Here is a 24,713-nt window from a genome sequence, read left to right as displayed (position 1 = left end):
AACATGGCACGGATGGGGCGACCAAGTGCCTGGCTCCTCCCCCTGCGTTGCAGGGGAGGGAGCGAAGCGTCAGCCCAGCGCGCCGTCGGCTTCCCGATGGTAGTGCGTGGCCAGTTCGACTTCCTGCTTCGAGCCGAGGAACACCGGCACGCGCTGGTGCAGGCCGGTGGGCTGCAGCTCCATGATGCGCCCGCGCCCGGTGGTCGCGGCGCCGCCGGCCTGCTCGATGATGAAGGCCATCGGGTTGGCCTCGTACATCAGCCGCAGCTTGCCGCCCTGCTGGAGGATCTTCGCGTCCAGCGGGTAATAGAACACGCCGCCGCGGGTCACGATGCGGTGCACGTCGGCGACCATCGAGGCCACCCAGCGCATGTTGAAGTCCTTGCCGCGCGGGCCTTCCCTGCCGGCCAGCAGCTCGCCGACGTAGCGCTGCATCGGCGCCTGCCAGTGACGCTGGTTGGACATGTTGATGGCGAACTCGGCGGTCTGTTCCGGAATCCGGATGGCGCGCCGGCTCAGCATGAAGCTGCCGACCTCGCGCTCAAGGGTGAACTCGTGGGTGCCGTGGCCGAAGGTCAGCACCAGCACGGTGGCCGGGCCGTACACCACGTAGCCGGCGGCGAGCTGGGTGGTGCCCGGCTGCAGGAAGTGTTCGGCCTTCGGTTCGGTCACGCCGTCGGGGCAGCGCAGCACCGAGAAGATGGTGCCGACGGAAACGTTCACGTCGATGTTCGAGGAACCGTCCAGCGGATCGAACAGCAGCAGGTGCTGGCCCTTCGGGTAGCCGTCCGGAATCTGCTGCGGGTCTTCCATCTCCTCCGACGCGCAGGCGGCGAGGTGGCCGCCCCAGGCGTTCGCTTCGAGCAGGATCTCGTTGGAGATCACGTCCAGCTTCTTCTGCGCCTCACCCTGGATGTTCATGCTCAGCGCGTCGCCGCTGCCGGCCATGCCGAGCACGCCGCCCAGCGCGCCCTTGTTGGTGGCCACCGCGATGCGCTTGCAGGCGCGCGCGACCACTTCGATCAGCAGCGAAAGTTCGGCGTTGATGTGGCCGGCGCGGCGTTCCTCGATCAGGAACTGGATCAGCGAGATGGGCTTCATGTCGGGTCCGTGGCAGAAGGAACGCGTATTGTCCCGGCTCCGGCTGAACGGTGCCAGCCTGGCGCCATCCGCGGCCCGCATCCGGCCCGACTGCTGACAGCACGTTGGCAGCAGCGGGCGGGCAAGCTGTACCTCCATTGCGGAGGGATACGACATGCGCGATACGGTTTATTTCCTGGTATTCGACGGCTTCGCCGACTGGCAGGCTGCGCTGGCACTGTGCGAGATCCGCCGTCCCGGCGACTGGCAGGTGCAGACGGTGGGTTTCTCGATGGCGCCGGTGACCTCGATGGGCGGCCTCGGCGTGCAGCCCGATCTGCCGCTGGCCCGGCTCGACTTCAAGCGGGCGGCACTGCTGATCGTGCCCGGCGGCCACCTGTGGCAACGCGGCGAAGGCGAGCCGGCGGTGGCGGCGGTCCGCCAGTTGCATGCGGCCGGCGCGCCGGTGGCCGGCATCGACAGCGGCGTGCTGGCGCTGGCCCGCGCCGGCCTGCTCGACCACTGCCGTCACACCGGCAACTGGAACGGCCAGATCGCTGCGCAGGTGCCTGGCTATGCCGGCGTCGAGCAGTACGACAGCGAGGTGCTGGCGGTCAGCGACGGCGGCGTGATCAGCGCCAGCCACCTCGGCAGCGTGGAATTCGCCCGCGAAGTGATCCGCACGCTCGACCTGTACAGCCCCAGCGATCGCGAACACTGGTACCGCCTGTTCAAGCACGCCCAGCTGCCGCCCTGGTGCGTCGGCGAAGCCGTGGCCGCGTGAGGAATCCATCATGAAACCGATGCTGCAACGTGTGCTGATGGCCTACCGCCCGCTGTATCTGACTGGCCTGCTGCTGGACGGGCAGTACAAGCTGCCCAAGGCGGACTCGACGGATGCCGCCGACACCCCGCGTGCGCGCCGGCGCACCTTGCTGGCTGCGCTGACCCACATCGTCTTCCATCCCCGCGACCGGTGAAGCCCAGGATCGATCACTTCGTGATCGGCCCGGACGGGCACAACATCGAGGCGGTCTGCCAGCTGCCGCAGGACTGAATCACTGCATCGGACAGGAGCATCAACGTGGACACGACACCCCGCGTCACCTTCTTCCATTCGCCGCAGAACCGCTCCGCCGGCACCCGCGCGCTGCTGGAGGAACTCGGCGCCGACTACGACCTGCACGTGCTCGACCTGAAGGCCGGCGAGCAGCGTGAGCCGGCGTATCTCGCGGTCAACCCGATGGGCAAGGTGCCGGCGATCCATCACGGCGACGCGCTGATTACCGAACAGCCGGCGGTGTTCATCTACCTGGCCGATCTCTACCCCGCGGCGAAGCTGGCGCCGCCGCTCGGCGACCCGTTGCGCGGGCCGTACCTGCGCCGGCTGGTGTTCTACGGCTCGTGCTTCGAGCCGGCGATGGTCGACAAATCTATGCAGCGCGAACCGGCGCCACCCTCGACCTGCGGCTACGGCGACTACGACACCATGCTGAAGACGCTCACCGACCAGCTCGAAAAAGGTCCCTACCTGCTCGGCGACACGTTCAGCGCAGCCGACGTGCTGTGGGGTACCGCGCTGAACTGGACCACCCTGTTCAAGCTGGTGCCGGAGCTGCCGGTGATCCGTGCCTATATCGACCGCGTGCTGGCGCGCCCGGCGATGCAGCGTGCCGCGGCGAAGGATGCTGAGTTGTTGGCCGCGCGGGCCGTGTGATGCGATGAATCGTGTCCGGCGTGACGTTCGGCGCTGTTCGCCGGCGCGGGCCTCGGCGATGATGCGCGGATGCGTCGAGCCGATCGCCTGTTCCTCATCATCCATGCCTTGCGCGGCCGGCGTACCGCGCTGCAGGCGCGCGCGCTGGCGCAGACCCTGGGCGTCTCGCTGCGCACGGTGTATCGCGACGTCGCCGACCTGCAATTGTCCGGCGTGCCGATCGAAGGCGAGGCCGGCGTCGGCTACGTGCTGCGCAAGGGTTCGGACATCCCGCCGCTGATGTTCACCGCGAACGAGCTCGAGGCTCTGGTGGTCGGTTCGCGCTTCGTGCGCGCGTTCGCCGGCACCCAGCTGGCCGAAAGCGCGCAGGCCGCCCTGCTGAAGATCGAAGCGGTGCTGCCGCCGGAGTTGCGCGAGCGCGCCACGCGCACGCGGATCTTCGCGCCGGTGTGGCGCGACCAGCATCGCGAGGATTTCGCCGCGTTGATCGACCGGCTGCATGCGGCGATCATGGGCAACCGGGTGCTGCGGCTGGAGTATTGCGACGAAAGCGGCAACGCCAGCACGCGCGAGGTCGAGCCGCTGTGCCTGTCGTTCTGGGGCGGCAAGTGGACGTTGGGCGCATGGTGCCGGCTGCGTCGGGATTTTCGCAATTTCCGCCCGGACCGGATCGCCGCCTGCGTGCCGAGCGACGAAGTCTTCGTCGAGACCGACGAACGCAACCTGGCCGCCTACCTGAGCGCGGTCGGCGTGGGCAAGCTCGATCTCGGTTGAGCGGGCCATGTTGCCATGCCGCGAAATGGCGGCGAGGATAGGCGTTCGCCTCACTTCGCGTGATGGTTGATGACGTCGTCCCGCAACAAGGAATCCGTGTGAACAAGCCTCTGATGATGGCGCGGCTGGCCGCGCTCGCGCTGGTCTGCAGCGTAATGCCGCTGCACGCCGCAACCACGCCCCCGGTTGGCGCTGCCGCCAGCGCCGATGCGCGCTTCAAGGACATCTACAGCAGCGAGTGGGCCTGGCGCACCGGCCAGGCGGGGATCAGCACCTCCGGCGAGTCGCAGCCGAACAATGGCCGGCTCGACCAGGTCGATGCGGCCAGCCAGCAGCGCCGGTTGGATTACTGGCAGGGCGTGCTGAGGCGGCTCGACGGCGTCGACGTGGCGCAACTGTCGCCGACGAACCGGGTCAACTACGCGATCTATCGCGCGCAGATCGGCAACTTCGTCGCCGACCAGAAGTTCATGAACTGGCAGATGCCGTTCAACAGCGACTCCGCATTCTGGTCCGACATCGGCTACGAACTGGGCGGCGACCGCCTGCGCACGCCCGCCGACTACGACCGCTACCTCGACCGGCTGAGCCAGATTCCCGCCTACTTCGACCAGCAGATCGCGAACATGCGCGCCGGCCTCAAGCGCGGCTTCAGCGTGCCGCGCGCGGTGCTGGACGGGCGCGACGTGTCGATCGCCGCGGTGGCCGAGCTGAAGGATCCGACCCAGAGCAGCTTCTACGAACCCTTCCGGAAACTGCCGGCGTCGATCCCGGCCGACCGCGCGCAGGCGCTGCAGGGCCAGGCGCTGCGGCACATCCGCGACGAGGTGATCCCCGCCTACGCGAAGCTGCTGGCATTCTTCCGCGACGAATACGTGCCGCAGGCGCGCACCACGCTGGCAGCCGAGGCGCTGCCGGACGGCAAGGCGTTCTATCGCCAGCAGATCCGCGAGTACACCACGCTCGACCTGGGGCCCGACGAGATCCACCAGATCGGCCTCGACCAGGTGGCGAAGCTCCACGCGAAGATGCTGGAGGTGATGCAGGACACCGGCTTCAAGGGCAGCTTCGCCGACTTCCTGCAGTTCCTGCGCACGGATCCGCAGTTCTACGCGAAGACGCCGGACGAACTGCTGATGCGCAGCGCCTGGGTGGCCAAACAGGTGGACGGCCAGATGGCCAGATACTTCGGCCACCTTCCGCGCGCGCACTTCACCATCAAGCCGGTACCGGCCGACATCGCGCCGTACTACACCTCCGGCCGCGGCGGTCCGGACGTCTACCTGGTCAACACCTACGATCTGAAGTCGCGACCGCTGTACAACGTGCCGGCGCTGACCTTGCACGAGTCCTATCCGGGCCATGCGCTGCAGTTGGAACTGGCCGACGAGCAGCGCGGCCAGCCCGCGTTCCGCCGCAACAGCTACATCTCCGCCTACGGCGAGGGCTGGGGCCTGTACTCGGAATACCTCGGCGACGAGATGGGCATCTACCAGACGCCGTACGAACGCTTCGGCTACCTCACCTACCAGATGTGGCGCGCCTGCCGGCTGGTGGTCGACACCGGCATCCACCACCTGGGCTGGACGCGCCAGCAGGGCATCGACTTTCTCACCGTGAACACCGCGCTGTCCGCGCGCGAGATCGCCAACGAGGTGGACCGCTACATCAGCTGGCCGGGCCAGGCACTGTCGTACGAGCTGGGTTATCTGAAGATCCGCGAACTGCGCGCGAAGGCGGAGCAGGCGCTGGGCGCCAAGTTCGACCTGCGCCACTTCCACGACACCGTGCTGTCCACCGGCTCGGTGCCGCTGCCGGTACTGGAACAGCGCATCGACCGCTTCATCGCCGACGGCGGCCCGGAGCCGGACTACGCTTGCGACTGTGCGAAGGCGAAGGGTGGTTCAGGGCACTGAACCCGCGGCGGCAGCTCGTTGGCTTTTACTGCATTCTTGGAGTAATATCTCATATAACTTCACAGGGAGAGTAAGCGTCATGAATGCTCATTCGACCCGCATCGCCGAAACCGCACCTCGTTATGCGTCGCCGGATACGCTTGCCGATCCGGCGCTGCGCGCGTTCTTCAAACTCGCCGAACACTGGAAGCTGCGCATCGCCGACCAGCGCCGGCTGCTCGGCGATCCGCCGGAATCGACCTTCTACAAGTGGAAGCGCCAGCAGGGCGGTGCCCTGGGGCGCGACACGCTGGAACGGATCAGCTACCTGCTTGGCATCTGGAAATCGCTGCAGATCCTGTTCCCCGACCCGGCCCAGGCCGATGCCTGGCTGCACAAGCCGAACACGGCGCCGCTGTTCGGCGGCCATTCCGCGCTGGAGCGCATGTTGTCCGGCAACGTCGCCGACCTGTACGTGGTGCGCCAGTACCTGGATGCGCAGCGCGGCTGACGCATGCCGTGAGCGCGGTCGCGACGAGCGAGACGGAAATGCCACACGCTCTGCCCCTTCCCCTGCAATGCGGGGAAGGGGCACATCATGGAGCCGCGATGCCAACCGAACGTCCACCCGTCAAACGCATCCGCTGGAATCAGGCTTACCGCATCGTGCCCAGCCGCTTCCCGCCGGTCGGCGTGTACGATCGCATCGCCGATCCGGCCGATCTCGACGCGCTGTTCGCGATCGAGGCGCTGACCAATCCGCGCCTGCGCGAGGAAGCCGGCGCGTTGAAGCAGGTGCCGCAGGAGCATCGCATCAGTGGGCCAGGCTCCACCCCGGTGATGGCTGCTTTCACCCATCTCAACCCGGAGGGCAGCCGTTTCTCCGATGGCACCTGGGGCGTGTTCTACGCCGCACACAGCGTCGCCACCGCGGTCGAGGAAACCGTGTATCACCGCGAGCGCTTCCTTGCCGCCACCGCCGAGCCGGCCTGCGACATCCAGATGCGCTGCTACCGCACCAGCGTCGACAGCAAGCTGCATGACATCCGCGGCGGCTGGGCCACGGCGCACGACCCCGCCAGCTATGTCGCCAGCGTCACACTGGCCCGTGAACTGCGCGCCGCCGATTCCAGCGGCATCGTCTACGACAGTGCGCGACATCATGGTGGCGAGTGTCTTGCCGCGTTCCATCCCGACGTGGTGGCACCATGCGTGCAGGCACAGCATCTGGTTTATCGCTGGGACGGCACGCGTATCGCGCAGGTATTGGAAGTCAACGAACTCAAGCGGTCGAAGACAGACAAGCCTTCGGCCCATAACACTCGCCAGGAGGATTCATGATCAGCCAACGTTTTCTTGTTGTGTATAGCGGAGTACTTACGGCTGTTTTCGCGTTCACGGTGCTCGCAGGCTTCACAAAAAGCCCAGTTACCAAACTGGATGAAATCGACGTGCAACGAATCAATGTTCGCGAACCCGACGGCACCCTGAGAATGGTGATATCCAATAGCGCGCGATTGCCCGGCGTTATCGTCAAGGGAAAGGAGCAGCCCAAGGTTGATCGACCGCAGGCGGGCATGATCTTTTTCAACGACGAAGGGTCAGAAAACGGCGGTCTGATCTTTGGCGGCAAGCGTGATGCGCACGGCGACGTGGTCGATTCCGGCGGCAGTCTTTCCTTCGACCGTTACAACGCCAATCAAGTCGTGCAACTGCTGGGAGTGGACGACAAGGATAACAGCATGGCTGGCCTGGCCGTTTCCGATAGCCAGGAGAATTCGGGCGGTCACCGCCGTGCCTGGGTTGGCCGAACAGCGGATGGCTCCTCAACACTCGCTCTCATGGACGCCCTCGGCAACAAGCGGATCTTGCTGAAAGTACCTGCGAACGGAGAAGCGGAAATGGACTTTCTCGACAAGGACGGGAAAGTAATCAAGGTTTTTCGAGGCGAAGACGGTGGGCACTCGAAAAGTTGAAGGGGCAGCGTCCGCTCGGTCCGAAAGCTCCTGATCGCGAGCAATAAAAAGGGCCGACTTTTGGTCGGCCCTCGCGCATCAAGTGAGATAGGGTTCAAGTGTCCGCGTTCGTCGCCCAACCCACGCGATCACCGCGGGTGAACACACGATCACCGTCCAGCACATCGCCGGCCGCATGCGTCGGCAGCTCATGCAGCTTCGCGTAGATCGGCGTGAAGTCGGGATGCGTCGCCTCGAACAGCTGCTCGAAGCTGTCGATCACGAAGTAGGTCTGCTGGTAAGTGTCGATGCGGTAGCGCGTGCTCATTACGCGTTCCAGGCCGAAGCCGATGCGGTTCGGCGACGGCGAATCGAGGCAGTAGATCGACTCGCCCTTGGAGCTGACGATGCCGGCGCCGTAGATGCGCATGCCCTCGCTGGTGTTGATCAACCCGAACTCCACCGTGTACCAGTACAGCCGGGTCAGGTTCATCAGCGCGTCGGGGCCGATCGCGAAGGCTTTCATGCCGCCGCGGCCGTAGGCCTGCATGTAGTCGGCGAACACCGGGTTCAGCAGCAGCGGCACGTGGCCGAACATGTCGTGGAACAGGTCCGGTTCGCTGAGGTAGTCGAGCTGGTCGGGCTTCCTGATCCACCAGCTGACCGGGAAGCGGCGGTTGGCCAGGTGGTCGAAGAACACCTCGTCCGGCAGCAGGCCTTCCACCGCCACCAGTTCCCAGCCGGTGGCGGCGCCGAGCACCTTGTTCAGTTCGGCAAATTTCGGGATGCCGCCGTCGCCCAGGCCGAAGCGCTCCACGCCGGCCATGAATTCCTTGCAGGCGCGCCCGGGCAGCAGCTCGCGCTGGCGCTTGTACAAGGTGTCCCACACCTCGTGATCGGTCTGGCTGTAGCTGGCCCATGGTTGCTCGACCACGCCGGCGGCGTACACCGGCACGTAGCCGCGGTCGGTCTGCTGGTGTTCGACTTTGCGGGGCGTGTCCATGGGCTCAACTCCGGTGCGGCCTGGGGCAAGCCACAGCATACGGCTGTTTTGCCGCATTAAGGTTGTTTTGTTGCCTTGATCGACGCGATGAATGCACTATTCTTGCGCTTGAATGAATATGACGCGAGGTTTATTGCACATGACGACGCTCGACCGCACCGACCTGCGCATGCTTGCCGTGCTGCAGAGCGAGGGCCGCATCACCAACGCCGAACTGGCCGAACGGGTCAGCCTGTCGCCGTCGGCCTGCTTGCGCCGGCTGCAGCGGCTGGAGACCGACCGGGTCATCACCGGCTACGCCGCGCAGGTCGATCCGCAGGCCGTGGGGCTGGGCCTGCAGGCGTTCGTGCGGGTGCAACTGACCAAGCACGAGAGTGCGGCGATCGAGGGTTTCGTCGAGCACGTCAACGGCTGGGACGAGGTAGTCGCCTGCCACGCACTGACCGGCGACATGGATTACCTGCTGCACGTGTATGTGGCCGACCTCAAGGACTTCTCGCGCTTCCTGCTCGATCATCTGTTGAACGCAGCCGGGGTCGCCGATGTCAATTCCAGTTTCGTGCTGCGCACGGTGAAGCGCTCGCCGTCGCTGCCGCTGGCCCAGCTCGAACGTTGAGCCGCGCGCCTCACCAACTGACGCTAAACTAACCGACTGATGAGCATCGACACCACGACCGAGCCCGACCGCGACCTGCTGCGCCCGCTGCGTTACCTGTGGCGGGTGCCGCTGCTGCTGCTGCACATCGTGCTGGGCATCGGGCTGTGTTCGCTGATCCTCAGCTGGAACCAGCAGGTGGTGATGAAAAATGGCCGCGAGCCGTTCGCGCACCGCATGATTCGCTGGTGGTCGGTCAATCTGCTGCGTGTCTTCGGCCTGCGTTCGGTGCGCTTCGGCGAAGCGCAGCGCGACCCGGTGCTGTTCGTCGCCAACCACACCTCGTGGATCGATATCGTGATGCTGCACAGCCAGCGCGCGGCCTGCTTCGTGGCCAAGGCGGAGATCGCCGGCTGGCCGTTGGTCGGCTGGCTGGCCAAGAACGGCGGCACCATCTTCCATCGCCGCGGTAACAACCATTCGCTGTCCACGGTGATGCAGGCGATGGTCGAGCGTATGCGCAGCGGGCGTTCGGTGGCGGTATTCCCGGAAGGCGGCACCGGCTACAACGGCGTGCTGAAGATCTTCCACGCGCGCATTTTCCAGGCCGCGCTGGACGCCGAAGTGCCCGTGCAGCCGGTGGCGTTGCGCTTCGCCCGCGATGGACGCCGGGTGATCGATGCCGGCTTCCGCGAGGACGAGAGTTTCCTGCACAACATCGTGCGCATGCTGGGCGAGGCGCCGATGGATGCCGAGGTGCACTTCCTGGCGCCGGTACCCGCCGCCCCGGATGCACGCCGGCGCATGGCCGAGCTGTCGCGCGATCGCATCGCCGCCGCACTGGAAGATCGCCCCGGATGAGCCTGCTGCACGGAAAGGATTTCCGCCCGCCCTGGCCGCTGCGCAGCGGCCACATTCAGACCATGCTGTCCTCCAGCGGCGTGCGCCGCGTCCTGCTGCCGCGCGCGGCGAAAACCGTGCTGCAGGGCGCCGAGGCGGTGGTGGTCGATGGCGGCGGCGGCGTGCGCCTCACCGGCGCGTATACCGCGCAGCAAACCCGGCCGCAGTCGCGCGGCCTGGCCGTGTTGTTCCACGGCTGGGAAGGCAGCGTCGATTCCACCTACGTGCTGCAGACCGGCAGCCGCCTGCTCGCCGACGGCTGGGACATTTTCCGGCTGAACTTCCGCGACCACGGCGACAGCTACAACCTCAACGAGGCGCTGTTCCACTCCTGCCGCCTCGACGAGGTGGTGCATGCACTGGGCGACATCGCCGAACGCTGGCCGGCGCGGCCGATGGCACTGGCTGGCTTTTCGCTGGGCGGCAACTTCGCCCTGCGCGCGGCGATGCAGACCTCGCTGGTCGGCGTCCCGCTGAGTTACGTGCTGGCGGTGTGCCCGATCATCGATCCCGGCGAGGGCCTGTTCTCGCTGGAGGAATCCGCGCCGTGGTTCTACCAGGCGTACTTCATGCGCAAGTGGCGGCATTCGCTGCTGGCCAAGCAGAAGGCGTTCCCGCAGCACCAGTATTTCGAGATGTCCGAATTGAAACAGCACCTGCGCGGGCTGACCGAGTCGCTGGTATTGCGGCATACCGACTTCAACACCTTGCAGCAGTATCTGGACGGCTATTCGGTGGCCGGCGACATCATGCAGACGATGCAGATTCCCGCCACCATCCTCACCGCCAAGGACGACCCGGTGATCCCGGTCAGCAGCTTCGAGAAACTCGAACTGCCGGCCAACGTCGAGCTGGACATCGCGCCGTACGGCGGCCACTGCGGTTTCATCCGCGGCTACGGCATGACCAGCTACACCGACGACTACATCGCCGCGCGCTTCAATGCGGTGGCGGACGCGGCCGTGCCGGCCGGCTGAACACCGGCGCGATCGCCTGGAGAACCGGTGCCCACGGACGAACGCGCACCATCACCGTGGGCGAGCCAGGGGCGCGGCATGATCGGATCGAGGTGGATGGGAAACGTGCGCGCAGCCGGCTGGCTGCGCCGGGGTCTGTGGCTGGCCTGCCTGCTGCCGTGCCTCGCGGCCGGCGCCTCGGAAACGAGTTTCCTGCGCTCGTTCGAAAGCGCGGAGCCGGCGCCACTGTCAGCGCTGCCCGGCGCCTCGTTCGGCATCGAGGTGGCCGGCGGCCCCAGCCCGGCGGCGGCGCTCACCGCCAAACCCGGCGTCGGTTTCAGCGGGCTGCATGCGCTGCGCTACCGCGGCAGCGCGAGCGGGCAACAGCAGGCGGAGCTGTACGCGGTGGACCTGCCGGTACGGCCGGATACGCAGCTGTCGTACCTGATCTTTCCGGTGTCGAACGCGGGCGACCTGCGCAATCCATCCACCTACGTCGCGGTGGACCTGCTGTTCGACGACGGCAGCCGGCTGTCCACCCGCGGCGCGCGCGACCAGCATCGGGTCGGCGCCGCGGCGCGCGCGCAGGGCGACGGCCGCACGCTGTATCCGGACCAGTGGAACTACCTGTCGATCGACGTGGGCGCGGTCGCCGCCGGGCGCACGATCAAGCGCATCGTGCTGATGCACGACGGTCCGGCGGCCGGCTTCGAGGGCTACCTGGACGACCTGCGCCTCGGCGCCGCACCCGCCGATACGCGCCGGCACCCCAGCGACTTCGTCGACACCCGCCGCGGCACCAATTCCAATGCCCGCTTCTCGCGCGGCAACAACTTTCCCGCGGTGGCCGTGCCGCACGGCTTCAACTTCTGGACGCCGGTGACCGACGCCGGCTCGAACTGGATCTACCAGTACCAGCAGCGCAACGGCGCCGACAACCGCCCGCGGCTGGAGGCGTTCGCGCTGTCGCACGAGCCGAGCCCGTGGATGGGCGACCGGCAGACCTTCCAGCTGATGCCGGCCGCGGTGGCCCGCGGCGTGCCGAGTGCGAACCGTGCGGCACGTGCGCTCAGCTTCAGCCACGCGAACGAGACCGCGCACGCCCACACGTATCGTGTCGCGTTCGACAGCGGCATCGTCACCGAGATCGCGCCGACCGATCACGCCGCGATGTTCCGTTTCACCTTCGCGGGCGATCGCGCGCAGCTGGTGTTCGACAACCGCGACGACCACGGCGGCATCGTGCTCGATCCGTCCGGGCGCAGCTTCAGCGGCTGGTCCGACGTGAAAAGCCGGCTCTCCGCCGGCGCCACCCGGCTGTTCTTCTACGGCACGCTCGACCGGCCGGTGCGCGAGAGCGGCCGGCTTCGCGGCGAAGGCCGCGGCCGCGTGGCCGCCTGGTTCGGCTTCGACACCACGAAGACGAAAGTGGTGAACCTGCGCATCGCCACCTCGCTGATCAGCCTGGCACAGGCACAGCGCAACCTGGCGCTGGAGATCGCACCGGGCGATACGTTCGACGACGTGCGCGAACGCGCGCAGAAGCAATGGGACGCGCAGCTGGGCATCGTCCAGGTGCGCGGCGCCAGCCGCGACGAGCTGACCACGCTGTACTCCAATCTGTACCGGCTGTTCCTGTATCCGAACTCCGCCTACGAGAACACCGGCACGGCGGCGCAGCCGCACTACCGCTACGCCAGTCCGTTCTCTGCGCCGGTCGGCCCGGACACGCCCACGCAGACCGGCGCGCGCGTCGTCGACGGCAAGCCGTACGTCAACAACGGTTTCTGGGACACCTACCGCACCGCGTGGCCGGCCTACGTGCTGTTCACGCCGACGCAAGCGGGCGAAATGATCGACGGTTTCGTGCAGCAGTACCGCGACGGCGGCTGGATCGCGCGCTGGTCGTCGCCCGGCTACGCCGACCTGATGGTCGGCACCAGCGCCGACGTGGCGTTCGCCGACGCCTGGCTGAAGGGCGTGCGCAACTTCGACGTGCGCGCGTTCTACCAGTCCGCGCTGAAGGACGCCACCGTGGCCAGCCCGCTCGCCGGTACCGGCCGCAAGGGGCTGCAGCGCGCGATCTTCAACGGCTATACCGACACCGGCGTGGACGAAGGGCTGTCGTGGTCGATGGACGGCTATATCAACGACTTCGCGATCGGCAACCTCGCCGCCGCGCTCGCGCAGCAGCCCGTGGCGGACGATCCGTACGCCGCGCACTACGCCGACGATGCGGCGTACTTCCGCCAGCGTGCGCTCGGTTACGCGAACCTGTTCGATCCCGCCGTCGGCTTCTTCGTCGGCCGCGACGGCGCCGGTGGCTGGCACCACGACGCGCAGGATTTCGACCCGCTGCGCTGGGGCGGCGACTACACCGAGACCGACGCCTGGAACATGGCTTTCCACGCGCCGCAGGACGGCGCCGGCCTGGCCGCGCTGTACGGCGGTCGCGCCGCGCTGGCGGCGAAACTCGATGCGTTCTTCGCCACGCCGGGCGAATTCCACGTCGGCAGCTACGGCGAGCCGATCCACGAGATGCTCGAAGCGCGCGACGTGCGCATGGGCCAGTACGGCCACAGCAACCAGCCATCGCACCACATCATCTACATGTACGACCAGGCGGGCCAGCCGTGGAAGACGCAGGACAAGGTGCGCGACGTACTGAGCCGCCTCTACGTCGGCAGCGAGATCGGCCAGGGCTACCCGGGCGACGAGGACAACGGCGAGATGTCCGCCTGGTACCTGTTCAGCGCCGCCGGCTTCTACCCGCTGCGCATGGGCACGCCGGAATACGTGATCGGCGCGCCGTACTTCCCACACATGGACATCGCGCTGGAGAACGGCAAGCACCTGGTGATCGACGCGCCGGCGGTAAGCGACGTCAACCGTTACGTGCAGGGCCTGCGCGTCAACGGCCGGCCGTGGAACAAACTGACCCTGCCGCACGCGCTGCTGGCGCAGGGCGCCACGCTGGAATTTGCGATGGGGCCGCGCCCGTCGCGCTGGGCCAGCGGCGAGGACGCGCTGCCGCCGTCACTCACCGCGCAGGGCAAGCCGCAACCATTGCGTGATCTCATCGACGAGCGGCTGGGCCGCGTCCACGCCACGCCCGCCATCCCCGGCCTGCCGTTGCTGTTCAGCAACGACTCCGGCGCCGAGGTGGTGCTGCCCAGCGTGTCGACCACGATCGACTGGCGTTTCGCGCAGCCACGCCGGGTGACGGTGCTCACGCTGACCTCGGGCGCCACGGCCGCGGCGCCGTCCAGCTGGCAGCTGCAGGCTTCCCTCGACGGCCAGCATTGGCTCGTCCTGGATACGCGCGGGCCCGAACGCTTCGCCTGGCCGCAGCAGACCCGGACCTTTGTCGTGCAGAAGCCGGGCGAGTACGCGTACTACCGCTTGCAGATCGACGCGGCGGCGACCGACGCGCCGCGCGCCCTGGCCGAGATCGAGTTGCTCGGCCCGGCTTCCCGGTAGGGCGAGTACGGTAGCCGCTTGCGCTCAGGTGGTTGCGCCAAGCGAGCGCTGGCGCATCCAGCAGGCGATGCTCATGCGGTCGCGCGTGGCCGGCAGCACCGCGTGCTCGAACTGCGCGGAGAGGAACAGCAGCAAGGTGCCGGCGTGCGGATAGATGTCGCGGTGCGTGCCGTCTTCCAGGTAGAGCCGCAACGCGCCGCCGTCGGTTTCCTGCCAGTTCTCGTTGAGATAGAACACCGCCGAGACCACCCGCGCGTCGTTGTCGCGCAGGCGGTCGAGGTGCCGCGCGTAACCGGCGCCGGGCCGGTACACCGCGTAGTGCGATTCGCACTCGACCAGGCCCAGCATCAGTTCGCGATTGAGCGCGATGCGCAGCGCGTCGATGCGCTCGGCAAACGCTTGCTGCGGCGCGCTCATGGCGCCGGTGACAAACCAGTGCGTGCTGTCGCCGCGCAGCGCCGAGGCGGTATGCGCAGCCCCGGTGCGCGCCGGCAGCAGCAGCTTCGCGTCATGCATCGCCGCGCATTCCGTGGCCAGTGCCTGCGTCTGCGCGGCGGACATCAGGCCCGGCTGCACACACCAGCCGTCGGCGGCGAGCAAGCTCGCCGCGGCCTTGAAATCGAACCGGTCGGTGGTCATCTGACGCCCTGGAATGCGCGGAACAGCGGAGTTGCCGATCCAGTGCGGGCCATGGGCGGCCGGCGCAGAAAGGGTGGGTGCAGCGCAGCATACGCCGAAAACCGCGCCGCTCAGGCGCGGCCAGGCGGCTCAGCGTTGCGCTTGACGCAGTGGATCGAGCAGCGAGGACAGTCCGTTGTGATCCAGCTCCAGCATCAGCGCCAGCAGTCGGCCCAGCTCGCCGTTCGGAAACCCCTTGCGCGCGAACCACGCGAGGTACGCGCCGGGCAGGTCGGCGATCAGCCGCCCCTGATACTTGCCATACGGCATGCGCATGCTCACCAGCTTCGGCAGGTCTTCCGGATCCATCACTGTCGTTCTCGTCGTGCTACTTCACAATCTGACTTCGAGCGCGCCTTTGCCACCACTAGGCAATAGGGTGTGCGCTCTCTTCAACTATTTATCCAACGGATCCGCGTTGCCTTTACGGCTTCACGAACTTCAATGTCATCCGGTCCGACTCGCCGATTGCCTTCATCTGCGCGTGCTCGCTGTCAAGCCCGGACAGATCCGGTGGCAGGCGGTGCACGTTGATGTCTTCCGGGTCGTTCGGGTTGGCATTGATCTGCGATACGCCGGCTACGCGAAAACCGGTCTTGAGGGCGAGCGCAATCAGGTAATCCTCGGGAAGGCGGTGCAGTGCCCCGGCGCTTTCCACGCCATCGGCGAACGGCTTGGCGCGGTGTTCGGTGACGCCGAACACGCCACCGGGCTTGAGCACGTTGAACGCAGCTTTGAACACCGCATCGAGCGTGGCCGGACTGTGGTTGAGCCAGTCATGCGTGTTGCGAAAGGTGAGCACCATGTCGGCGGAGTTGTCAGTGCCCAGCTTCACCTGATCCGGTGGGGCGAACGGGATGATTTTTGCGATGTGTCCGTACACCGCCGGGTCGGCCTTGAGCTTGGCGGTGAACTTCGCGGCTGATGGTGGCGCCGCTTCGATCAGGTGGCCGTGCGCGTGGAGGAACGGCGCGAGGATTTCGGTGTACCAGCCGCCGCCGGGCGCCAGCTCGATCACCGTCATGTTCGGCTTGATGCCGAAGAACTGCAGGGTCTCGACCGGATGCCGATATTTGTCGCGGGCCCGGTTCGCGTCGGAACGCCAGTGGCCGTTCACCGCCTGCTGCAGCGCCGCGGTGGTGCTGTCCGGCGCGGTGGCGGGAGTAGCACCGGCAACCGCGGGGAGCCAGGCGGTGCCGATGAGCAGGATGAGCAGCTTGCAGGTACGACGAAACATGGTTCGACCCTCCTGACGATGGGCGCTCAAGACTACGCCGAAACAGAAGGCCGGGTCGGGACCGTGCCAGAGCCGTCCTCCGCTGCAACCGCCGCGCTACTTCGCGAACAACTGCGCGCGATCGGCGAACGCCTCGAACTCCAGCGCGTTGCCGCAGGGATCGAGCAGGAACATCGTGGCCTGCTCGCCGGGCTGGCCCTTGAAGCGGACGTGCGGCTCGATCACGAAACGCGTGCCGGCCGCCCGCAACCGTTCGGCCAGTGCGTGCCACGCATCCATCTCCAGTACCAGGCCGAAGTGCCGCACCGGCACGTCGCCGCCGTCGACGTCGTGCGCCGTCACCGCGCGTGCTTCTTCAGGCGCGAGGTGCGCCACGATCTGATGGCCGTGGAAATCGAAATCCACCCAAGCATCGCTGCTGCGACCTTCGGGGCAGCCCAGCAGGTCACCGTAAAACGCGCGGGCGTTGGCCAGTGAAGCTACCGGAAATGCAAGGTGGAAAGGTGAGAGTTCGTGCATGAATAGACTTCAGATATGCCGGCTTAAGCAACCAATCGTTCACGATACTCATCACGCTTGGACCAAGGCAGCGGATTGATCTCGTAGCTGGTGAGCGCCTCGCTGACGGCATCGCTAATGGAATGTTCGCGGTCATTGAGTACGGCGTACGCTACCGATCCAGGCGGTCGAGATTCTTTGGTATCTACCCACGCGAATGCTGTGTTCTGAGCGTTGTCCTTGTTCGGGTTGTTGATGACTCGAAGGATTCGTTCAGGCTGACTTCGTGACTTCGGGATTGCAAAATCGAATTGGTGCGTGTAACGGCTATGTCCGACGAAACTAACCCTGGGGGTGTAGCGAATGTCCGCACCATCAAGCCATAGAGCTACGTCTTCAAAGAAAAAGCTCTCTACATTCGTTCGCGCTACGTAGAAAAGGTCATTTACAGCAAGGATTGCCTGCAGCAAGCAGTGCTTTCGCAAGGCAAACGATTCTTGGTTGGCCTTGACCTCCAACGCGTCACCATCTACGAGCTGCACTCCGAAGCCGTTTAAAGTGGATTGAAGCATTGCCTTACGTCGAGGTGTGTCAAGTGAACATCCTGACTGAGTTAGGTCGGCGATTGTGTAGCCATCGTCTGTCAGCACGTATTCGCCGTTAACCTCACGGAGATATATTTGAATGTAGTCATTGTGACGGTCGAGGTACGGTGTAGTAATTTCGGCCCAGCCACTAATGTCGCGCCATGAAGTTTTGGCCTTGAGCCAATCGTAGTAGCGAGTAACCAGATCAGCGGTCGCATTCATGAAAATAATCCGCGAACAATGTTTGGTGCTTCGGCAATATTGCAGTAGGACATAAAATCCTGAAGCACCTGCCAAGCGTCATCTGGGGAGCTCAAGACCCCGGCAGGAACCGGGTATGCCCACTTGTCGCCATAGCCTTCTCGGTACAGATGCAGATGAGGCACTCCAATTTCCTCACCGTCAGGATTGCGATGCGGTGCCGCAAAGTCCAATCGAGCCAGCACGATGGTCTGCCGGCCACGTGTCTGATATCCAGTTTTAAGTGAAATTCGCTTGCGATTGATGTCGAGTGAAAAGCTTTCTCTATGATCGCGTGACACTAACGGAACTTCAATGCGTCCACCGAGGTCAGGGAATCCTACAGCGTCATCGTTGATACGAATCTTGTCCATGTGCAACAGAACGTCCGCGTCCGACTGGGACAATGTTCCATCAGCCATAAGTTTCCCCTAGTTGCTCTTCCAGAACTTCCGGTTAGGCATAAAAATTATTGTCGCATTCTCAGCCGATGATGTCTCAGGGCGTGCGACCGTCATCGATACCGTTTAGTCCGCCGCTACGCAGCGCCCCTGCGCCCACGCGCGCAGCGCTTCCACCTGCTCGCGCATCAGCACCGACAGTGGTCGCGTCTGCTTCAGCGCGTTGAGCAGGGTGGCCTGATCCGGCGGCGTGCCGTTGCCGGCAGCGTCGTACAGCGCGCTGACGATGGTCTGTTCGATCTCGGCGCCGGAGAAGCCGTTGCTGGCGACGGCGAGGGCGGGTAGGTCGAAGCCGGCGAGGTCGAGCTTGCGGCGGGCCAGGTGCATCGCGAAGATCTCGCCGCGCACGGCTTCGCGCGGCAGGTCGACGAAGAAGATCTCGTCGAAGCGGCCCTTGCGCAGCAGTTCGGCGGGCAGTTCGTTGACCGCATTCGCGGTGGCGACGACGAACACCTTGGCCTTGCGTTCGGCCATCCAGGTCAGCAGGTAGCCGAGCACGCGGCGCGACACGCCGCCGTCATCGCCGCCGCCGGCCAGGCCCTTCTCGATCTCGTCGATCCACAGCACGCACGGCGCCAGCAGCTCGGTGCTGACCAGCGCCTCGCGCAGGTTCTTTTCGGTCTCGCCCTGGTATTTGTTGTACAGCGTGCCGAAGTCCAGCCGCACCAGCGGCACGCCGAAGCCGCCGGCGATCGCCTTCGCCGCAAGGCTCTTGCCGCAACCCTGCACGCCGAGCAGCAGCACGCCCTTGGGCGGGTCGAGCGCGGGGTCGGGCGTGGCGGCGAGGAATACCGCGCGCCGGCGCTGCACCCATTCGCGCACGCGGCCAACGCCGGCGATGTCGGCGAAGCTGGCGGTGGCGTATTCGTAGTGCAGCAGGCCGGAGCGGTTGAGCAGGTCGAACTTCGACTGCATCAGCTCGGGCAGGTCCTGCGGGCCCAGCGCGCCGTCGTTGTAGATAAGCTTGCGCACGATGCGCCGCGCGTCGGGTGCGGACAGGCCGAGCAGGTTGCGCACGATGGTGCGCGCGGCGTCGTTGTCGACGGTGACGTTGCGGCCCTGCTCGCGCTGCCAAGCCACCGCCTCGCCGCGCAGGATGCCGGCCAGTTCCTTGAGGTCGGGCAGCGACAACGGCACGCGCAGGGCCAGCGCTTCGAGTTCTTCCGGCAGCTCGACCCTGGCGCCGACCAGCACGATGGTGTGCGCGGCCGAACGCTGGCGCTGCACGATCTCGCGCAGCTGGCGCAGGCTCATTGCGTAGCGCAGCAGGCTGTGGAAGTCGAACATCAGGTAGATGCCGCGCTCGTCCTGCGCGCGGATCGCGTCCAGTGTGGCGGTGGCGTCCGGCGCCACCTCGGCGTCGGTTTGCGCGAAGTCGAGCCGGCCCAGGCCGTCGGTGAGCGTCCAGCGCCACAGCGGATGCAGCGCCTGCGCGATCACGTGGCGGAAGCACTCGATCACGCGCTGTTCGTCCACCGTCTCGATCACCAGCAGCGGCGTGGCCGCGCGCACCAGCGTGGTGAGGTCCTCCAGTTCGCTCATGTGCCCCCCTTGGAAGGCTGCAGTTTACAGAGCGCCGCTACTTCTGGCTGCGCGCGCGCCGGTATACCCTGCACTTTCCCCACGCCAAGGAGCATTGCCATGCGCCTGCTGCTGTCGTTGTTGCTGGTTGCCCTGTCCCTGCCGGTGCAGGCGGCGTTGCCGCTGGACCGGCTGACCCTGCCGAAGGGTTTCCACATCGCGGTCTATGCCGACCAGGTGCCGAACGCGCGCGAGATCGCGCTGGGCGCGAAGGGCACGGTATTCGTCGGCTCCAACAGCGCCGGCAAGGTCTACGCGCTGACCGACGCGAACGGCGACGGCGTCGCCGAGAAGGTGCGGGTGATCGCCAGCGGCCTGCAGCTGCCGGTGGGCGTGGCGTTCAAGGGCGGCGACTTGTACGTCTCCGCGGTGAGCCGGATCCTGGTGCTGCGCGATATCGAGGACCACCTGGACGACCCGCCCAAGCCCGCGGTCGTCACCGACAAGCTGCCCACCGAGACGCACCACGGCTGGAAGTTCATCGCGTTCGGCCCGGACGGCAAGCTGTACGTGCCGATCGGCGCGCCATGCAACATCTGCGACCCGGCGCCGGCGCACGGCAAACTGATCCGCATGAACGCCGACGGCAGCGACTGGGAAGACGTGGCCCGCGGCATCCGCAACACGGTCGGCTTCGACTGGCAGCCGGGGTCGAAGCGCCTGTGGTTCACCGACAACGGCCGCGACCTGCTCGGCGACGACGTTCCCAGCGACGAACTGAACGAGATCACCCGCACCGGCGAGCACTTCGGCTATCCGTATTGCCACCAGGGCGACATCCTCGATCCCGAGTTCGGCAAGGGCCACAGCTGCAAGGACTACGTGCCGCCGGTATTGAAACTCGGCGCACACGTGGCCTCGCTCGGCATGCGTTTCTACGAGGGCAGGCAGTTTCCGGCCAGCTACAAGGGCGCGATCATCGTGGCCGAGCACGGTTCGTGGAACCGTACGAAGAAATCCGGCTACCGGGTGATGACGGCGCGCCTGAACGGCAGCAAGGTGGTCTCGTACGAGCCGCTGATCACCGGCTTCGAGCAGGACGAAAGCGCCTGGGGCCGCCCAGCCGACGTGCAACCGCTACCCGACGGCAGCCTGCTGGTCAGCGACGACCTGGCCGGGGCGGTGTATCGGGTGACGTACAAGCCGTGAGTGAGGCGCCATTTTGTTGCAAAGTGCGATTCCTGCCTGCGCAGGAATGACAAGATAAAAGAAGCGGCCCGCTCGCCCATAACCCTCAAGCCGTCATTCCTGCGCAGGCAGGAATCGCACTTCAACACGAGACACAGCCATGGACAGGCGACAACCTTGCGTCTACATGCTGGCCAGCAAGAAGAACGGTGTTCTCTATATCGGCGTCACCAGCGATCTGCTCAAGCGCATCTGGCAACACAAGAACGATGTGGTGGAGGGCTATACAAACCGCTACGGTGTGCACACGCTGGTTTGGTACGAACTCCACCCGACGATGGAGTCGGCGATCCTGCGCGAGAAGACGCTCAAGCGGTGGAAGCGCGACTGGAAGATGCGCTTGATCGACGAGGGCAATGCCGGGTGGCGGGACTTGTATCCGACTATTCTGTAGCCGTTGAAGTGCGATTCCTGCCTTCGCAGGAATGACGAAGGTGGGCGCAAGTCGCATCTTTTTCCGTCATTCCTGCGAAGGCAGGAATCGCACTTCATATGCAACATGCAACCCGAGCGGAGACACCCCATGCAACTACGTAGCGACAACTTCGACAACGGCCAGCGGATTCCCGAAGCATTCGCCTTCGGCAAGCGCGCCGATCCGTTCGCGCTGTCGGATAACCTGAGTCCGCACCTGGCCTGGAAAAACGCACCGTCCGCCACCCGCTCGTTCGTGCTCACCTGCATCGACACCGACGTGCCCAGCCGCGGCGACGACGTGAACCAGAAAGGCCGCAGTGTGCCGGCTGACCTGCCGCGGGTGGAGTTCACGCACTGGCTGATGGCGAACATCCCGGCCGAATGCGGCGAGCTTGCCGCTGGCGCCTGCAGCGACGAAGTCACCCCGCGCGGCAAGCGCGAGCCGTTCGGTCCGCCGGGCAGCGTACAGGGCGTGAACGACTTCACCGGCTGGTTCAGCGGCGATGCCGACATGGGCGGCGAGTACCTCGGCTACGACGGCCCGTGCCCGCCGTGGAACGACGCGTTGCTGCATCACTATCACTTCAAGGTTCACGCGCTCGACGTGGCCGCACTGCCGCTGATCAAGGGCTTTTCGCTGGCCGAACTGCGTGTGGCGATGGTCGGCCACGTGCTGGCCGAGGCGGAGCTGGTCGGCACCTACAGCCTGAACCCGGCCGTCGCCGGCTGAACGCACGGGCGCAAACGTCGGCATCGTGTGCAGGGTGGCGCCGGTGCCCTTCACACCCGCATGGCACGGGCTGTGGGTGAATGGCAGCACGCGGTCTTCCCCACCGCGATCGCCGTTTACTGCTGAAGAGGATGCCCCCATGCTTCACTACGCCCTGGTTTTCCTGGTCATCGCGATCATTGCCGCCGTGCTCGGCTTTGGCGGCATCGCAGGCGCGGCGACCGGGATCGCGAAGATCCTGTTCATCATTTTCCTGATCCTGGCGATCATCGCGTTCTTCCGCCGCGCCAGCTGAAAGCAGCCTGCAGCGCCGCGTTTGCGTCACACTTGGAAGCCTTCCCGGAGCATGCAATGAACAAGCAAGTCCAGACCCCCGAACAGCCCGCTGACAGCCGCATCGACGAGCGTGCCGAGCGGATCAAGCAGGCCACTTCCGCGGCGGTGGCCACGACCAAGGAAAAGGTGGACCGCGCCGCCGACCACGTCGAGGAAGGCCTGCATCACGCCACCGACAAGGCCGCCGACGCTGCGCACAAGGCCAGCGACAAGGCCGCCCGGGTCAGCGAGCGCAGCCGCGAGGTGTACGACGAAACGATGGACCGCGCCGACGCGTGGCTGGAACAGGTACGCGACTACGTGCGCGAGAAGCCGGTGCAGTCGGTCGCCATCGCGCTCGGCGCCGGCTGGCTGCTCGGCCGCATCCTGCGACGTTGAGCGACGCGACGCAGGGGCCGGAAATGCACGACGAGGGTGAGTCACCCCGCGCAGCGGCGGCGCCGGATCCGGCGCCGTCGTCGTCTGGATGGCTGACCGAAGTCGGCCAGTTCGCGCGTGCGGTCAAGCGGCTGTTCGGCGCGCAGATGCAATTGCTGGCGGCGGAACTGGGACTGGCGCGCAGCGCGGTCTCCTGGATGCTGCTGGCGGGGCTGGCCGCCACCGTGGCCGGCGTCGGTCTTGGTCTGAGCTTGCTGGGCCTGCTTGGCGTGCTGCTGGCGGCGTGGTTCGATTCGTGGATCTGGGCACTGCTGGCGCTGGCGCTGCTGCAGGTGTTGTTCCTGCTCGGTTCGATCCTGCTGTTCCGCCGCTGCATGCACTGGATGAGCCTGCCCGCCACGCGCAGCGAGTGGAGTGCGATGATGCGCGAAACCCTGCACAAGGCCGAAGCCGGCGATACGGCCGGAGCGGACAGCGGGCAGGACACCCGGGGCGAGGATCGGTCATGAACGTATTCGATCGTGTGGCGAAGGTGCAGGCCGCCCGGTTGCGCATGCGCACGGCGCGGCATGCGTTGACCACGCCGGCGGCCGCCCTGCTGGTGCGCGGCCGCAAGCATCCGCTGGCGACGGTGGGCACGGCCGCCGGGGCCGGCTTCGTGCTGGGCAGCCTCGACGTGCATCCGCTGCGGGTGCCGGGACTGGGTTCGCTGCTCGGTGGCGGGCTGGCCGAGGCGGTGGCCTACGGCACGCGTCTGGTGGCCGAGCTGGGTGCGCTGGCCCCCAGCCCTGCCGCGGCGGCGGATGCCGATGGCGACGAACCGGCATGAGCGAACCCGAACCAACACTCCCGCCAGCGCCGGACGAAGCCGTCGTCGAGGTCGGCACGCTGGCCATCCTGGATGAACCAACAGCGGCCAACGAATCGGCGCGGCAGCGGCTGCACCGGCCGAATACCGCACGCGGCATGCGCCGTCACCTGCGTGCGGTCCGCATGGTGTTGAACGTGTTGTTGCTGTTGGCGCTGCTGTACACCATCACCCTGACCAAGGCCCTGCTGATTCCGCTGGTGCTGGCCGCGTTCATCGGGCTGGCCTTGAACCCGATCGTCGTCCTCGGTACGCGCCTGCGCCTGCCGCGCTGGCTCACCGCCAGCGTGCTGATGCTTGGCCTGATCGTCGGCATCGGCAGCGGCGTGGGCCTGCTGGCGCAGCCGGCGATCGGCTGGTTCCACGGCGCGCCCACGGCGATCAAGAGCTTCGTGCCGAAACTGCGCAGCTTCACCAAGCCGCTGGAAGCGGCCAACCGCGCCACCCAGACCCTGGTCAGCGGCACCACCCGCGCGCAGGTTCCGCAGTCCACGCCGATCTCGATCAGCGCCTGGGACGTGGTCTCGACCGCGCCGAAGGTGCTCGCGGCGGTGCTCAGCGTGCTGCTGCTGGTGTTCTTCTTCCTGATCTACGGCGACTCGATGCTGCGCCGGCTGGTCGAGATCACCCCCGGCTTCGCCTACAAGCGGCATGCGGTGACCATCGTGCGCGGCATCCAGACCGAGGTGTCGCGCTACCTGCTCACCGCGCTGCTGATCAACGCCAGCCTCGGCGCGATCACCGCCGGCATGCTGTGGCTGTACAAGGTGCCCGACCCGCTGTTGTGGGGCGCGGTGGCGATGTTCGCCAACTTCATTCCTTACGTCGGCGCGATCGTCACCACCACCGTGCTGGCGGTGGTGTGCATGCTCTACGCGAACGACGCCAGCCTGGAAGTGTTCCTGCCGGTGCTGACCTTCGCCGGCATCACCGCGGTGGAAGGCAACCTGATCACGCCGCTGATCCAGGGCGCCAGCATGCGGCTCAGCCCGATCGCGATCCTGCTGTGGCTGCTGATCTGGGGCTGGCTGTGGGGCATCCCCGGCGCCCTGCTGGCGGTGCCGATGCTGACTTGCACCAAGCTGATCTGCGAGCGCGTACGCGGCTGGGAGTGGTTCGCGCATATCGTGGGGCGTTAGGTCGGCGGCACCGCGGCGGA

29 protein-coding genes are annotated in these 24,713 nt (G+C 66.2%); 20 read left to right on the top strand and 9 right to left on the bottom strand.

What is annotated here, in order from left to right:
* Positions 1-69 precede the first annotated feature (69 nt).
* Complete coding sequence (locus ASG75_RS10750) at positions 70-1,101, bottom strand: class 1 fructose-bisphosphatase (protein WP_056388737.1); 1,032 nt, start codon at positions 1,099-1,101, stop codon at positions 70-72.
* 154 nt (positions 1,102-1,255) lie between these two features.
* Here ASG75_RS10750 and ASG75_RS10745 point away from each other — a divergent pair, with 154 nt between their 5' ends.
* From ASG75_RS10745 to ASG75_RS10710, 8 genes are all read left to right on the top strand, one after another.
* Positions 1,256-1,864 carry a DJ-1/PfpI family protein gene (locus tag ASG75_RS10745; RefSeq protein WP_056388735.1) on the top strand — a complete coding sequence of 203 codons (609 nt, stop codon included), beginning with the start codon at positions 1,256-1,258 and terminating at the stop codon, positions 1,862-1,864.
* A 10-nt stretch (positions 1,865-1,874) separates the two neighbouring features.
* On the top strand, positions 1,875-2,060 hold the full coding sequence (locus ASG75_RS10740; RefSeq protein WP_056388733.1) for a hypothetical protein: 186 nt from the start codon (positions 1,875-1,877) through the stop codon (positions 2,058-2,060).
* A gap of 104 nt (positions 2,061-2,164) precedes the next feature.
* Positions 2,165-2,797: a glutathione S-transferase family protein gene (locus ASG75_RS10735; protein WP_056388731.1), complete on the top strand. Its 633-nt coding sequence runs from the start codon at positions 2,165-2,167 to the stop codon at positions 2,795-2,797.
* Between the two features lie 69 nt (positions 2,798-2,866).
* Complete coding sequence (locus ASG75_RS10730; protein ID WP_056388729.1) at positions 2,867-3,571, top strand: YafY family protein; 705 nt, start codon at positions 2,867-2,869, stop codon at positions 3,569-3,571.
* 155 nt (positions 3,572-3,726) lie between these two features.
* A complete protein-coding gene (locus ASG75_RS10725; RefSeq protein ID WP_056389325.1) occupies positions 3,727-5,487 on the top strand; it encodes a DUF885 family protein in 1,761 nt (586 codons plus the stop codon).
* 79 nt (positions 5,488-5,566) lie between these two features.
* The gene (locus ASG75_RS10720) at positions 5,567-5,977 is read left to right on the top strand and encodes an MbcA/ParS/Xre antitoxin family protein (protein WP_056388728.1); all 411 of its coding nucleotides are present in this window, start codon (positions 5,567-5,569) and stop codon (positions 5,975-5,977) included.
* Positions 5,978-6,075: 98 nt separating this feature from the next.
* On the top strand, positions 6,076-6,807 hold the full coding sequence (locus ASG75_RS10715; protein ID WP_056388725.1) for an RES family NAD+ phosphorylase: 732 nt from the start codon (positions 6,076-6,078) through the stop codon (positions 6,805-6,807).
* Positions 6,804-7,442 (top strand): hypothetical protein, encoded by a 639-nt coding sequence (locus ASG75_RS10710; RefSeq protein ID WP_056388723.1) that lies wholly within the window; start codon positions 6,804-6,806, stop codon positions 7,440-7,442. Before ASG75_RS10715 ends, ASG75_RS10710 begins: the two co-directional genes overlap by 4 nt.
* 94 nt (positions 7,443-7,536) lie before the next feature.
* On the opposite strand, the gene phhA is transcribed toward ASG75_RS10710, so the two are convergent.
* Positions 7,537-8,424 carry a phenylalanine 4-monooxygenase gene (phhA, locus tag ASG75_RS10705; protein WP_056388721.1) on the bottom strand — a complete coding sequence of 296 codons (888 nt, stop codon included), beginning with the start codon at positions 8,422-8,424 and terminating at the stop codon, positions 7,537-7,539.
* Positions 8,425-8,563: 139 nt separating this feature from the next.
* Between phhA and ASG75_RS10700 the strand changes: the two genes are divergently transcribed.
* From ASG75_RS10700 to ASG75_RS10685, 4 genes are all read left to right on the top strand, one after another.
* On the top strand, positions 8,564-9,040 hold the full coding sequence (locus ASG75_RS10700) for an Lrp/AsnC family transcriptional regulator (RefSeq protein WP_056388719.1): 477 nt from the start codon (positions 8,564-8,566) through the stop codon (positions 9,038-9,040).
* Between the two features lie 39 nt (positions 9,041-9,079).
* Positions 9,080-9,880 (top strand): lysophospholipid acyltransferase family protein, encoded by an 801-nt coding sequence (locus tag ASG75_RS10695; RefSeq protein WP_056388718.1) that lies wholly within the window; start codon positions 9,080-9,082, stop codon positions 9,878-9,880.
* Positions 9,877-10,896 carry an alpha/beta fold hydrolase gene (locus tag ASG75_RS10690; protein ID WP_056388716.1) on the top strand — a complete coding sequence of 340 codons (1,020 nt, stop codon included), beginning with the start codon at positions 9,877-9,879 and terminating at the stop codon, positions 10,894-10,896. Before ASG75_RS10695 ends, ASG75_RS10690 begins: the two co-directional genes overlap by 4 nt.
* Before the next feature lie 96 nt (positions 10,897-10,992).
* Positions 10,993-14,355 (top strand): GH92 family glycosyl hydrolase, encoded by a 3,363-nt coding sequence (locus ASG75_RS10685; protein WP_056388714.1) that lies wholly within the window; start codon positions 10,993-10,995, stop codon positions 14,353-14,355.
* Between the two features lie 24 nt (positions 14,356-14,379).
* Here ASG75_RS10685 and ASG75_RS10680 read toward each other — a convergent pair whose 3' ends face one another.
* The 7 genes from ASG75_RS10680 to ASG75_RS10660 form a co-directional block, all read right to left on the bottom strand.
* A complete protein-coding gene (locus tag ASG75_RS10680; RefSeq protein WP_056388712.1) occupies positions 14,380-14,994 on the bottom strand; it encodes a 2OG-Fe(II) oxygenase in 615 nt (204 codons plus the stop codon).
* 129 nt (positions 14,995-15,123) lie between these two features.
* A complete protein-coding gene (locus tag ASG75_RS10675) occupies positions 15,124-15,342 on the bottom strand; it encodes a DUF3820 family protein (protein ID WP_056388710.1) in 219 nt (72 codons plus the stop codon).
* Positions 15,343-15,457: 115 nt separating this feature from the next.
* Positions 15,458-16,270 (bottom strand): class I SAM-dependent methyltransferase, encoded by an 813-nt coding sequence (locus ASG75_RS10670; protein WP_056388708.1) that lies wholly within the window; start codon positions 16,268-16,270, stop codon positions 15,458-15,460.
* A gap of 96 nt (positions 16,271-16,366) precedes the next feature.
* Positions 16,367-16,789: a VOC family protein gene (locus ASG75_RS10665; RefSeq protein ID WP_056388705.1), complete on the bottom strand. Its 423-nt coding sequence runs from the start codon at positions 16,787-16,789 to the stop codon at positions 16,367-16,369.
* A gap of 23 nt (positions 16,790-16,812) precedes the next feature.
* Positions 16,813-17,577 (bottom strand): DUF1829 domain-containing protein, encoded by a 765-nt coding sequence (locus tag ASG75_RS15970; RefSeq protein WP_082547559.1) that lies wholly within the window; start codon positions 17,575-17,577, stop codon positions 16,813-16,815.
* Positions 17,574-17,969: a hypothetical protein gene (locus ASG75_RS15965; RefSeq protein ID WP_200935664.1), complete on the bottom strand. Its 396-nt coding sequence runs from the start codon at positions 17,967-17,969 to the stop codon at positions 17,574-17,576. The genes ASG75_RS15970 and ASG75_RS15965 overlap by 4 nt, the downstream gene beginning before the upstream one ends.
* Positions 17,970-18,122: 153 nt before the next feature.
* A complete protein-coding gene (locus tag ASG75_RS10660) occupies positions 18,123-19,598 on the bottom strand; it encodes an AAA family ATPase (RefSeq protein WP_056388703.1) in 1,476 nt (491 codons plus the stop codon).
* Between the two features lie 99 nt (positions 19,599-19,697).
* Between ASG75_RS10660 and ASG75_RS10655 the strand changes: the two genes are divergently transcribed.
* From ASG75_RS10655 to ASG75_RS10625, 8 genes are all read left to right on the top strand, one after another.
* Complete coding sequence (locus tag ASG75_RS10655; protein WP_056388701.1) at positions 19,698-20,786, top strand: PQQ-dependent sugar dehydrogenase; 1,089 nt, start codon at positions 19,698-19,700, stop codon at positions 20,784-20,786.
* A gap of 139 nt (positions 20,787-20,925) precedes the next feature.
* Complete coding sequence (locus tag ASG75_RS10650) at positions 20,926-21,219, top strand: GIY-YIG nuclease family protein (RefSeq protein ID WP_056388699.1); 294 nt, start codon at positions 20,926-20,928, stop codon at positions 21,217-21,219.
* Positions 21,220-21,348: 129 nt separating this feature from the next.
* A complete protein-coding gene (locus ASG75_RS10645; protein ID WP_056388696.1) occupies positions 21,349-21,972 on the top strand; it encodes a YbhB/YbcL family Raf kinase inhibitor-like protein in 624 nt (207 codons plus the stop codon).
* Positions 21,973-22,111: 139 nt separating this feature from the next.
* On the top strand, positions 22,112-22,267 hold the full coding sequence (locus tag ASG75_RS15960; protein WP_007510123.1) for a DUF1328 domain-containing protein: 156 nt from the start codon (positions 22,112-22,114) through the stop codon (positions 22,265-22,267).
* 56 nt (positions 22,268-22,323) lie between these two features.
* Positions 22,324-22,686, top strand: a complete 363-nt coding sequence (locus tag ASG75_RS10640) for a DUF883 C-terminal domain-containing protein (protein ID WP_056388695.1) — start codon at positions 22,324-22,326, stop codon at positions 22,684-22,686.
* Positions 22,687-22,709: 23 nt separating this feature from the next.
* Complete coding sequence (locus ASG75_RS10635) at positions 22,710-23,195, top strand: hypothetical protein (protein ID WP_056388693.1); 486 nt, start codon at positions 22,710-22,712, stop codon at positions 23,193-23,195.
* Positions 23,192-23,515 (top strand): hypothetical protein, encoded by a 324-nt coding sequence (locus ASG75_RS10630; RefSeq protein ID WP_056388690.1) that lies wholly within the window; start codon positions 23,192-23,194, stop codon positions 23,513-23,515. The genes ASG75_RS10635 and ASG75_RS10630 overlap by 4 nt, the downstream gene beginning before the upstream one ends.
* Complete coding sequence (locus ASG75_RS10625; protein WP_056388687.1) at positions 23,512-24,693, top strand: AI-2E family transporter; 1,182 nt, start codon at positions 23,512-23,514, stop codon at positions 24,691-24,693. Before ASG75_RS10630 ends, ASG75_RS10625 begins: the two co-directional genes overlap by 4 nt.
* The last annotated feature ends 20 nt before the right edge of the window (positions 24,694-24,713 follow it).

Source organism: Rhodanobacter sp. Soil772 (genome assembly GCF_001428385.1).
Lineage (GTDB): Bacteria > Pseudomonadota > Gammaproteobacteria > Xanthomonadales > Rhodanobacteraceae > Rhodanobacter.
The sequence above is the reverse complement of the archived record's forward strand: the minus strand, read 5'-3'. Positions and strand labels throughout refer to the sequence as shown.